This window comes from Bradyrhizobium sp. Ses1 (assembly GCF_059512365.1).
On sequence record NZ_JCAMOQ010000101.1, the window covers coordinates 1 to 10,903 of the forward strand.

The following is a 10,903-nucleotide window of genomic DNA, read 5'->3' on the forward strand; positions in this document are numbered from 1 at the left end:
AAGGTGGACTTCTCTTGCTTCGGGGATCATCCATATCTTGAATCACGACTCACGATCCAAGAAAAGTGGGTACTAGGTCGGAAACACTACTCTACTTTGAAATGGTACAACTTGACGCTACGTGCGATTCAAGTCTCTTGAAGGTCGCGGCACGAATATGTACGAACGCTCGGCTTACGGATCTGGTCTTCCTGCGGTTTTATCCAGGATCATCCACACTCCTTTCGTATTTGAAATCTGAGCCGCTGGTGGCCTCAGTTTCGCCACGCCGATAAATTCAAGGCATCACCAAGGATGTCGTTGCCGAGCCTTTAGAGAGGAAGATGAAGAAGCACTCTCACGAGGAGATTCTGTCGAAGCTTGCCCGAGCAAATGAGCTTGCACGAGCGGGCAATTCTCGGATGGAGATTTGCAAAGCGCTCGGGGTTAGCGTCATGACCCTTCATCGTTGGCGGAAAATGCCCTTGCATAAGAGTGATGCGACATTCGCGCAATGTGGCACACTTGAGAATGACGTGTCAGCCAACGCGGGAACGATGGATGACATGCGGGCTGTGTTGGAGGATCTTACACTTGAAAACCAACGCTTTCGAAAGATCGTCGCGGATCTCTTGCTGGAGAAGACGAGGCTGGAAGAAGATTTAGCTGCAGCCGTCCGCGCTGGTCAGCCGCGGGCCTGAAATTCTGCCACATCTTCGGCCATGGCAGCCTCAGCGATAGTCTCCTTTCCGGTGGCCACGGTAACGATAGGCTGATCGGGACAAAGGTCGATTTTTTTCTCGATGGTCGTGCTGGCAATGACGAGTTTGGCTGTTTAATCGTACGGCGGCTGCGGTCTCGGCCTTGCAAGGATACTGTCAGACTTTGGAATAATGGATTCCATAAGCTTGCCAGGATCGATCGCAACGGAGAGACCTCCACTGCCACGCTGTCTTTAAACCGTGAGCCAGACGGTATCGGTATCGGTTACCGGACTTGAGGAACTCGAATTCGCCGACTAGTAGTGACGTGCGGAGCTGTGCTGGCGCTACGGTGCGTTGGCAAGGAGACCGTCTGGGAGGGTCAATGAACCTCGATGACACGATGGAGGCTGCGCGACAGACCATCGCACAGATGGATAGTCTCCTGACGCGGGCTCGCGAACAACTTGGCCGGTGTGCCTGCCCTTTGGGCGACAGCACTATGAGTGCCGCTTCAATTTCTGCATTTGTCGCCGATCAGGATGAAGCGTTTCAAAGAGCGTATGCGAGCGAGCTGGCGGCCCTCAATCACATCCTGCCAACGCCTGAATCGATGTCGCATGTCCCACGCACCAAGCTGAGCGTGACATGATGAGAATGGCGGATGGTGAGCTATTGAATGGTGGCGATGCGACAGACACCGAGCGGCTGGCACAACTCGCCATCGACTTCGTGGCAGGGCACGCGGACCTAGCTAGCGTCATTGGGATCACGGATGACGAGCTTGAGGCCCTATATGTATTTGGCCACCGCTACTATTCTTGCGGCAAGTATGAGGAGGCGCTGAATTTCTTTCGCTTCTTGTGCCTACACCGGCACGTCGACGCACGATTCTGGTTTGGTCTGGCTGCTAGTAGTCAGATGCTTGGGGACCCAGAGAACGCCATGCACGCCTATCGGCTGGCCGGGCTCCTGAATAGTGAGGACCCGCAGATCCCGCTTCGAGCTGCCGAATGCTTCATCAAACTAAACCATCCCACAGCGGCCATCACCGCACTCGAGAATGCCTTGGCGCTGAGTGTCAGAAGGCCCGAACACAAGGTTTTGGCCGGCCGTGTGTTGATGATGCTTAACCGCCTCAAATCCCAGCCAGGGTCCAACCATGGATAGAGTGAACATGTGGGCGTCGACGAGCAAGACGCTCCCCGAAGTTGAGATGCCCTTCAGTGCCTCCGCCACCGGTCTTTCGGGCAATGGCCGCAAGACTGACGCCAATCTGTTGCCGCAATCCGTTTCCGGAGAGGCTGTCGCGTCAGGATCGATTCCACGCTTATCGGCACCACGTGCGTTCGATACGATTGACCTCCTTACCACGTTTCTGGCTCTGAAGACCAAGATGACTGATGGACAGGTCGCAGCCGGAATAGAGGACGCGCGACACTGGGGAGAGCAGCAAAGGCAGTTGCACGAGAAAACCTCTAAAAGCATCATTGAAGCGGCAAAAAGATTGGCAGAAGCAAAGAAGAGCTCCGGCATCATGAAGTTCTTCGGATGGCTGGCGGTCGGATTGACGGTCCTGGCTGCCGTCGCCACCGGCGGAACCCTTGCAGTCATGGCGGCGGCAGTGAGCGTTGGAGTAGCGACTCTCATCGAGACGGGGGTCATCGATAAGATGACCGCGGCAATTGTGAAGAGTCTCGAGAAAGACGGAATCGAGGACGGCAAGGCCAAAACCTTGGGCGTGGTCATCGCGATTGGTATCATATTCGCGATCTCGGTGCTAACGATCGGCGCTGGCTTTGCTGATGGAGCTGCGAGTGGATTGCGTATCACCGCCTTGATACCATCTAACTCTGTCAAGGCTGTTCAGATGGGCCAGAGACTTTCGACGGCGGCTCGAGTTGGCGAGTCAGTGGCATCGCTGGGCGAGGCTGGCGCCGGCATCGCCAATGGCATCCAGCAGAAGGAGGCAACGGACGCCCAGGCGGAAACGTTGGACATTAGCAAGTGCATTGCAAGATTGAGATCACTGCAAAGCGATGAAATGGACTTCATCAAGCAGTTGCTTCTCGACAGGACGATGACCACACAGAGGGTTGCCGAGGCGATTGAGAGGCAGAGTGACTCCAACGCCAATCTCGTAAGGCACTTCGCCTGACAGGCTGCGTGGGGCCACTTATCGAACTTAAGGAATGTAGCGATGGTATTTGCGATTGAACGTGAAACGACCGTTGGCGGGTACGACCTGCTGGATTCTGCCGTGCATCAACAACTTCCGTGGGTGCCGATCTCTACGGTCCGCGGCAGAAACGTGCCAGAAGGCGAGATCACACGCCCTCTTGCGGATCCCGTTGAGGGGGCGCGGGGTTGGGGATCAGTTGGCGTACCGGATCTCGCGGACGTTGTGATCCACGAGAAACTTTCCAACGTCCAGGTCAAGCTGAAGGACTTCGTTACGGGGAACGACGTATCAACAGTCGCCGCGCTCATCGTTCGGCTCAATGCGGAGTTCCGCAAGGCGGCGAGGTCTGACCGGTCGGCTGCGCTTAACAACGAGATCGCTGCGCAGGAAGCTGCTGCCAAGGCGCTTCGCAATTCAGGGCTATGCCAGTTGTTTGGCGCAATAGCCACCTCTGGCGGCGCGATGTTAGGTGCCGGCGTGAACCTCAAGGGCGCTCGCAAAATTCAAGCGCGCTTCGACGAGCTGTACAAGGCCAAGATCCAGACGCCGCTCCCGAAGTCTAGTGTGGAGACGCCAGCCCCGAACAGCCCTTCAGTTCAAGCGCAGCGCTTTGACAAACCGGTAGGCGAGCCGGAGCTCTGCGACAAGCCTCACGGCAAAGCGCAAATTACCCAAGCGCCGGAGCGCGAGGCGCGGCCCTCGGAAGACAACATCGAGATGACACGTCTGGACGGGAGCACATCATCGAGCAGAGGCAATACACCTGGCGACCCGCTTACTCTGGACGCGCCCGATAGCACGACGGACCCTCTTGAGTTTACGCGCGTTGTTCAGGCACAGACAGCAGCCCAGCAGGAATGGCATGGGCACAATCGCAACAGAAGCCTTTAAGCTTCCGGCAGCCGGCCTGAACATGGGCGCGACGCACTACCAGGAGGAGAAGGCGAAGCTGGAGGCGGACGGCACCAAGGCGCGGGCGCAGATGGAGGCCGAGAGTGAATTCATGGCAAGCTATGAGACGGTGATTCAGGACTTTCTGGGCAAGCTTGCTGAAATCCGTCGTGCCGATACCGAGGCGAGAAGCAAGATCGTCTATATGGCTTGAGTGCAATGCACGTTCGACGACAAACGTCTGAGCTTTGAGAATGGCGTAAGATGATCCCTGTAATGTCTAGATACCAGCCCTCTGCGTTGGCTAACAGCGTAGGAAATGTTCTCCCGGGTGACTCGTCTTTGTGCTCGATCATGATGCTGGTTCTGATGGAACGGCATGACATCTACCAGAATCAAATCCGATCCGAATACGACGATATGCAAGCGCGAAGCAGTTTGCTGAAAGATATGAGTAAGGCGTTGGCTGCCCTGCGGGCCAATCGGCCGCCCGAAGAATGGACGGTTAAGGACTACGGCACTTTCGTCGATTCGCAAGGCAAGACTCAGGATGTGTTTGAATGGATGCAGGCAAACGGCATCTCCATCGAGACGGAGAACTCCGACAAGAAAGGTGTGCAGTCGCAGTTCGACGCTGCCATCAACAACCTTAAGGCGGCGATTGACAGTGCCAATAGCGAAGGGCAGATCGCGTTGATTTTTCTGCAAGGGCTGCTTGCTAAGCTCAATGACGTTGCTGCACTGATGTCTAACCTTCTTTCGAAAGATCAAAAGATCAAGGAGATGATCATTGGCAACTTTCGTTAAGAAACGGCAACAAATGAGTAGTACAGGACGGGGGCAGTCATCCCAGTTCTGCCCACCTGTTCTCACAGTTGCAATGAATGCAAGTGCGACGGTGGATGGAAAGTTGAATGGATGCGCATTCTCCGCGGGAACGCCGCTTCCTCAATGTCTAGCAAGACCTTGCTGACGTTCCTTTGTCTACTGCTTACCCGATGTGCCGGCTCCGGCTCGATTGCTGAACGCGGTGTTCTGCTGGCTTCGCCAAGCGTCGGCTGGCATGCGTCGGAGCCCTCCTTCTCAGCGGGGAAACCGCAAGCACGTAGCTTTGAACTGCTGGCACAGCCGCCGACCCGGCCGATCACCGCCTCGGTGGAGCGGCGGCTGCCGGTCACCTCCGATAGCACTCGCGTGAGCCTCGACTACGCCAATGCCGATATTCGGCAAGTTGTGAATGACGTCGTGGGCGACATTATGAGCATGCCCGTCATCATCGATCCGGGCGTTGGGGGGAAAATGACACTTCGGACCTCGGGCAAAGTCCCCGTGAGTGATGTGCCGCGATTGCTCGACCAAGCGCTAGCACCGTACGGCTACGGACTGGCCGTGGTTGACCGCGGAGTTCGGGTGGGACGCTTGGTCGACCTCGCCGGCGGAGTACGAAGCGATGTTCAAGTGATTCCCGTTCGCTATGTCGATCCAGCCGACGTCATCAAGGTGATCCGACCAAACGTCGAGGAGAGCGTGCGTCTGACACCCGCGGCGGGAGAACAAGATATTGCCATCAGTGGGCCGCCCGGCTCGGTGAGTTCCGTGCGCGAACTCATCGGTTTACTTGACACCGATGCTATGGCTCACAAATCGTTTGCGCTATATACGCTGGCTCAGGCGAGTCCGGCCGCGGTAGAGCGAGAACTCAGCTTCTTGTTCAACCAGAATGGCCAGGGCAGAGTGCGCGTTCGGCTTGCGCCACTCGAGCGGCTGAACGGCATTCTTGTGGTAGCGGACGAGCCTGCAGTACTTCAGCAAGTTCGTCGGGTTATCGCCAAGCTGGATAAGACGTCGGAGGCAGCGGCGAACGTTCACGTGCGTCCACTTCGGTACCGAAGGGCTACGGAAGTGGCGCAGGTGCTAGCACGAATCTTTGGCGCTCAGCCGCCCAGTGCCGTATCTCGCGCGCAGCCCGCGGGAGAGTTTGGAAAGTTGTCAATCGGAAGCGCATCCGATCGATCGAGTTTGCCCCTAATCGTTCCCGGCCTGTCGGACGAAAGATCAGATGCGGCCGCGTCAACAACGCAAGCAAGGGACGATGCGGCGGTCTCCGCAGTCAGTCTTGGCCTGTCGGCGCCGGTCCGGATCCAGGCGGATCCCAGCCAAAATGCACTCGTGATCTTAGCAACGCCGAACGACGACAAAATCATCGAAGCTGCAGTTCATCGGCTTGACGTCAAGCCGCGGCAGGTCCTGATCCAGGTCATTGTCGCGGAGGTGCGGTTGAGCGATCATTTGCGATATGGTGTCGACTATCTTCTTTCCTCTCTGGATTTGGGTGCCGTTCCACAAGGTGGTTTGTCCTATGTGTTCCCAAATATTGATGTCAACGTTGTGCTACGCGCGCTAAGTGGCGTCGGGGACGTCAAGGTCGTATCGGCGCCACGTATTCTCACAGTTGACAACCAAACCGCGACAATTGAAGTGGGCGATCAGGTTCCGGTCCTCGCGCGATCCTCACAATCCACGCTAAGCCAGAGTTCATCAATCGTGAGCGACGTCGAACTGCGCGACACGGGGGTCATTTTGGCTGTAACACCTCGCATCGGCGCCGGGGGTAGCGTGACGCTCGACATCTTTCAGGAGGTCAGTACGGCGAACAAGAACACACTGACCAACGTCCAATCCCCGGTCATTTCGGTACGTCGCCTCCAAAGCACCGTATCGACACGAAACGGTGATACGATCGCGATCGGCGGTTTGATGCAGGATAGCACCAACCGGATGGATTCTGGGGCTCCCGTGCTGAAGGATATTCCGTTGTTGGGGCCTCTATTCGGCAGCACGGAGCACGCCAAGGACCGAACCGAGCTCTTGGTGTTACTGAATCCTCGGGTGGTTGAGAGTGACGCCGATGCGCGGGCTTTGACTGAGGAACTGCGGGAGAAGTTCGAATCGCTAGCCCCGGATCTCGGCCGCCACCTGACGCCCCAACGTAAGCGTCCTTCTCCGGCCACGGCTTTGGGGGCTTGGGCGCGGTAGGCGCAGGACAGAAACTGTGCGATGTCGCGGTTGGGCTGTCCATTGGTGACATTAATCAGGACGTCAGAGTTAGGCAAGCGGATCGAGATCGTTAAGCTTGATGAGGTGGATGGCTCCCGCTTCCGGCGTCATAGTCTAGTCTAGAAGCGGTCGCGGCGATCGCCTTAAAGGAGATGCGATCCATGAACGAAGTAACGACGGTCGGGCTCGATTTGGCAAAGCGTGTTTTTCAGGTTCATGGGGCGGATGCAAAAGGTCGCCCTGTTCTCCAGAAGAAGCTTCGCCGTGAGCAGGTTCTGAGCTTTTTCGCTGGCTTTCAACATAGAGCGGTCAGCATCCAACTAAGAAACCGGTTCAAGCGGTCCCGCCACGCGGGGTCCATTTCACGGCATCCTATTGTCGGGAGGCGCGGCCGGCGGCATACCGCAACTGGATGTATCGAACATCTGATGCTCATGATGTGCTTTTAAAGCTAGCCATTCCGTCCAGGAAACGGCATCCGCTTTTTCAAGAGGTTGTTCTTTTGCATACTGAAAAAATGTGTCCAATAGCTCGCTTTTTTCGTTCCGCAACACCTCCTTTAGCGCCTTGCTTGTTGTAGATTCGCCGCGCCTTCTTAATCTTATCTGACGTTCTATGATATCTGCACATTGCACTTTGTCGGAATTGTGCAACATGTCTGCCAGGGTCATCAGCAGCGTTGTACGCCCCATGCCGCCCCGGCAATGAAAATGCAAATGAACATCACCCGTATGAGCGACGTTTCGCAACTCCGATACAAGTTTATCTATTTCAGCATCGGTGGGGCGCGCATGATCTGGTGTCGGAATGCGCAGATGCGCCGCGCCCTTTCTTTTAACTAATTCCTCTTCCGTTTCTAATTTCACTTCACCGAAGTCGAGAACCTTTGGAGGCGCCCAAGAAGCCTTTCCTTTTACGACACTCCCGGATTGTATGGTCAGACCAAAAGGAAATTTAGTCGGTAGTTTTGCGAGCTTCTTTGTCTCCTTCGCGGGAATAATGTCAGCAGGCTTTTCCACGTTACCCCAATTATGATTATCTGCAGCAAACCAGGATATTGGTTCTCCATTTGCGAATCCATGGAACTCTTGCCTAGTATCTATAATGACGAGCCGTTTTGGATGCGCCAGTGCAATTAGTTTTTCTAGCTGCCGCTCAGAAAATTGTTCACCTCCAGACAAGCTTAAACCGTGAAACCCGGTCAAGTCGCAGCTCTCCAACCCAGATGTATCGGATGCCGCGCGGAATCTAGAGGGTTCAATTTTGTCATATACAAGTGTTGGCGAATTTTGGCCGGGTATTTTCTTCGGTATTGTTGTCGGTGGAATTCTAAATGGTTTGCGTGACTCAACGCTCGATGAGGCTGGAGCGCGAGCGCCGAGGTCGGCATCTGGCGGCGTCATCTGATATGAAAGACCGACAGGCTTGCTGGGACCACACCGCATAAGTCTCTCCTTTGAACAGCAAAAAGATAGCCCCGTCAAAATCACGCAGGCTAGGTACGGTAGGTCGCGAGCGACCTGCGTTCCGCATCCTGACATGGCAATACAAATCCTTCACCTACCGGCTTGCGTAGGGAGCGGTGGCGCTGTTTAACGCTTCGCCACTACTCGGGCCGCCTCCATGCGCGCGGAAGCCATCCTGCGCGGGCTGATCCACAGCTAGTAGCTCGTCACAGTGATTTTGACTCTTTGGGTATGCCTGGATAAGCACGCCCAAGTTTGGTGCGAGCTTTGTCCGTTGTGAACATCCAGTTGATACGGGCGCGAGTTTTGTTTCGCTGCCGCTCCCATGCTGCGATCTCGCTTCTAAGGCGTTTCGATCCGGCGGCCGAGACACTGCCCTTGGAGCACGTCGATCTCGATCTCGACCATATTGAGCCAACTGGCGTGTTTCGGGGTGTAGCGGAACTCGAGGCGGCGCAGGATGCGGCGGGCCTCGGCGGGGGCAAAGGCTTGGTAGAGGGCGCCGGGGGCATGGATCGACAGATTGTCTTGCACGACACGGATGCAGGCGGCCTTGGGGTAATGGACATCGACGAGTTCGCGCATGCAGTGAGCATAATCCACTGCGGTGCGCCGTTCGGTGACTTTGACCTTGCGCCAGACCCGATGCGGATCGAAGGCGACGAAGAGATTGACGGTGCCGTTGCGGCGGTACTCGTAATCGTAACTTCTCGCGCTTTCCCGGCTCGGGTAGAATCGGCTGGCGCACTTCGCCGATGAGCTGAACGGCCGTTTCGTCGAAGCAGACCAGCGGTCGCTCGAGATCAGGCGCTTCAGCGTAGAGATCGAGCACATCTTCCATGCGGGCGACGTATTCGCCATCGACATGGGGAATGCACCACATGTCCCTGCGCCACGGCTTGAGGTCATTATCGGCCAGCCGGCGGCGCACGGTCTCGCCTGACAGGCTGTCATGATCGGTGAGCTTGACCATCACGTCGGCCAGCAGCGCCAGCGTCCAGCGCCTTCGGCCGTCGGGCGGCTTGGCGCATGCGGTCGCCACCAGCAGGGCTTCCTCCTTGCCGGTCAGCTTGCGCTCCGCACCGGGACACGGCTCCTCACTCAAGGCCCGATCGAGATTGCCTTCCACGAAGCGGCGTTTGGTCCGATAGACGGTGGAGACGCTTATTCTGACGGTCCGGGCAATCTCCTCGTCGCGGCTGCCGATGTCGGCCGCCAGCAAAATATGAGCCCGCTTGAGTATGCGAGCGGCATGCTTGCCGCCGCTCAGCATCGCGGTCAGTTCCTCTCGCTCGGCTTGGCTCAATTCGATCCGGTACCGTACATTCATCGTTCGCCTCCCTGTCGGAGGCTCCGGACGAATCGATCCATGAGTCAAAAATCAGGCGCACGCTTTACCGAGAAGCAGGGCCATTATCTGGCTTTCATCTATACCTACTCGCACATGTTCGGACGGCCATGCATCGCGTTTCGGCATTGCGAAGCCTCGGAGTGCACGTGGCAGCGGTTTCACGCGAGCTCCAGGAACGCCTCGTCGCCATCGCCGAGGGACTCGCCGATCCCACAAACCGCGTCTTGGCCTTGCGGAGCGTCGGAGCGGCCGTGGCGGAGCTTCCGCGCGAGCTCCAGCGGCGTCTGGCTGCCTTCGCCGAGGGTCTTCCTCAGCCTGCGGATCGGGCTCGAGCCTTGGCAGCATTGGGGTCGTAGGAGATACGGGACGATTTGCAGGTCTGCCTCAACGGCCTCTGGAATGGCTAAGCAGGTCCAGCAGACGCATTTGGCGCGCGCACGAATTTGGGTGCAGTACGCCAGTGCTACGATAAATCGCTCGATGAAATTCTGGACAATCCGGTAGAGTCCTTGCAAAAGCTGGGGCAGGCATGATCCTAGACGGGGACCACGGCCTCCATACTTGGAAAGGGCAGCTCCGACACGCAACGAATACACCGCCTCCGGGTCGATTGCGCAATTCACCGAACCGGCGCCTTTCGACTCCGTACGGATCGGACACTTCGCTTCGATTAAGCTCAGCCACCAAAAAGAAGGACCCCGCCTCATCCGGGATCGCGGATACTGCGCACGAGCGGATCGCACTGCAATCCCATCGTGAACTGATCATAGCCATCCGGTATCCGCTTCGCTTGCAAGCATCATTGCTTTTCCCGCACACGAGACGCCGGGATACTAACCGGCCCATCTGTCAAACGGCGCGACTGCTTCCAGTCAAGCCTCTGACCCCAAACTCGAGTCGATCTTAGTCGGCCAGCACTCCAAACATAACATGGCCTGCGTCTCACCTGACGAGCACGCCGCGAAGACCCGTGCCAGTCACGGCACGTCATGCCGATCAGCCGTATGTGTGAGTGACCTCCGAAAATCGCTGGTCCCTGCTCATTCAAACCGGCCATCGGACGCTGGACGCTGAGCATGTTGTTCCTGAAAGGCATAACCTCATCAGCTGACCCCATATCGAAATTGTATTGGCTTCTGGTCGACCGTGAGTACATGGAGAAGTGGATGCTACTCCGTTGAGCGGCTGCCTGCTCTTCTCTAGTACCCGGAATCAGAGCTGAGTGATACGGCGCCCTGTGAAGCGGCGTTGACGGACCTTTTTCTTGGTCCAGACG

At 56.8% G+C, this 10,903-nt stretch carries 9 protein-coding genes and 2 pseudogenes; 9 read left to right on the forward strand and 2 right to left on the reverse strand.

All coding sequences use genetic code 11. From position 1 onward, the window contains the following. Positions 1-323 precede the first annotated feature (323 nt). From AC5ZG5_RS44635 to AC5ZG5_RS44675, 9 genes and pseudogenes are all read left to right on the forward strand, one after another. Positions 324-680 carry a helix-turn-helix domain-containing protein gene (locus AC5ZG5_RS44635; RefSeq protein ID WP_456646989.1) on the forward strand — a complete coding sequence of 119 codons (357 nt, stop codon included), beginning with the start codon at positions 324-326 and terminating at the stop codon, positions 678-680. Positions 681-1,065: 385 nt separating this feature from the next. Next, a complete protein-coding gene (locus AC5ZG5_RS44640) occupies positions 1,066-1,332 on the forward strand; it encodes a hypothetical protein (protein WP_456646990.1) in 267 nt (88 codons plus the stop codon). Beyond that, a complete protein-coding gene (locus AC5ZG5_RS44645) occupies positions 1,329-1,850 on the forward strand; it encodes a SycD/LcrH family type III secretion system chaperone (protein WP_456646991.1) in 522 nt (173 codons plus the stop codon). The genes AC5ZG5_RS44640 and AC5ZG5_RS44645 overlap by 4 nt, the downstream gene beginning before the upstream one ends. Before the next feature lie 7 nt (positions 1,851-1,857). Next, the gene (locus tag AC5ZG5_RS44650; protein ID WP_456646992.1) at positions 1,858-2,838 is read left to right on the forward strand and encodes a hypothetical protein; all 981 of its coding nucleotides are present in this window, start codon (positions 1,858-1,860) and stop codon (positions 2,836-2,838) included. 42 nt (positions 2,839-2,880) lie between these two features. Then, on the forward strand, positions 2,881-3,753 hold the full coding sequence (locus AC5ZG5_RS44655) for a hypothetical protein (RefSeq protein WP_456646993.1): 873 nt from the start codon (positions 2,881-2,883) through the stop codon (positions 3,751-3,753). Then, positions 3,725-3,967, forward strand: coding sequence for a hypothetical protein (locus tag AC5ZG5_RS44660; RefSeq protein WP_456646994.1), 243 nt, complete (start codon positions 3,725-3,727; stop codon positions 3,965-3,967). Before AC5ZG5_RS44655 ends, AC5ZG5_RS44660 begins: the two co-directional genes overlap by 29 nt. Positions 3,968-4,107: 140 nt before the next feature. Then, positions 4,108-4,560 carry a hypothetical protein gene (locus AC5ZG5_RS44665; protein ID WP_456646995.1) on the forward strand — a complete coding sequence of 151 codons (453 nt, stop codon included), beginning with the start codon at positions 4,108-4,110 and terminating at the stop codon, positions 4,558-4,560. A gap of 144 nt (positions 4,561-4,704) precedes the next feature. Continuing rightward, entirely contained in the window at positions 4,705-6,789 is a 2,085-nt protein-coding gene (locus AC5ZG5_RS44670; RefSeq protein ID WP_456646996.1) for a secretin GspD/PilQ domain-containing protein, read from the forward strand. Positions 6,790-6,971: 182 nt separating this feature from the next. After that, positions 6,972-7,100, forward strand: a pseudogene (locus tag AC5ZG5_RS44675) (IS110 family transposase); the annotation flags it as partial. A 72-nt stretch (positions 7,101-7,172) separates the two neighbouring features. Here the strand turns inward: AC5ZG5_RS44675 and AC5ZG5_RS44680 are convergent. Continuing rightward, a complete protein-coding gene (locus AC5ZG5_RS44680) occupies positions 7,173-8,015 on the reverse strand; it encodes a phosphatase domain-containing protein (protein ID WP_456646997.1) in 843 nt (280 codons plus the stop codon). Positions 8,016-8,482: 467 nt separating this feature from the next. Next, a pseudogene (locus AC5ZG5_RS44685) lies at positions 8,483-9,606 on the reverse strand (IS630 family transposase). Positions 9,607-10,903: the final 1,297 nt, after the last annotated feature.

Excerpts from the sequence above, each read along its gene's own strand:
- AC5ZG5_RS44670 (WP_456646996.1), top strand. The coding sequence starts at position 4,705 with ATGTCTAGCAAGACCTTGCTGACGTTCCTTTGTCTACTGCTTACCCGA.
- AC5ZG5_RS44635 (WP_456646989.1), top strand. The coding sequence starts at position 324 with ATGAAGAAGCACTCTCACGAGGAGATTCTGTCGAAGCTTGCCCGAGCA.
- AC5ZG5_RS44655 (WP_456646993.1), top strand. The coding sequence starts at position 2,881 with ATGGTATTTGCGATTGAACGTGAAACGACCGTTGGCGGGTACGACCTG.
- AC5ZG5_RS44660 (WP_456646994.1), top strand. The coding sequence starts at position 3,725 with ATGGGCACAATCGCAACAGAAGCCTTTAAGCTTCCGGCAGCCGGCCTG.
- AC5ZG5_RS44665 (WP_456646995.1), top strand. The coding sequence starts at position 4,108 with ATGATGCTGGTTCTGATGGAACGGCATGACATCTACCAGAATCAAATC.
- AC5ZG5_RS44640 (WP_456646990.1), top strand. The coding sequence starts at position 1,066 with ATGAACCTCGATGACACGATGGAGGCTGCGCGACAGACCATCGCACAG.
- AC5ZG5_RS44650 (WP_456646992.1), top strand. The coding sequence starts at position 1,858 with ATGTGGGCGTCGACGAGCAAGACGCTCCCCGAAGTTGAGATGCCCTTC.
- AC5ZG5_RS44645 (WP_456646991.1), top strand. The coding sequence starts at position 1,329 with ATGATGAGAATGGCGGATGGTGAGCTATTGAATGGTGGCGATGCGACA.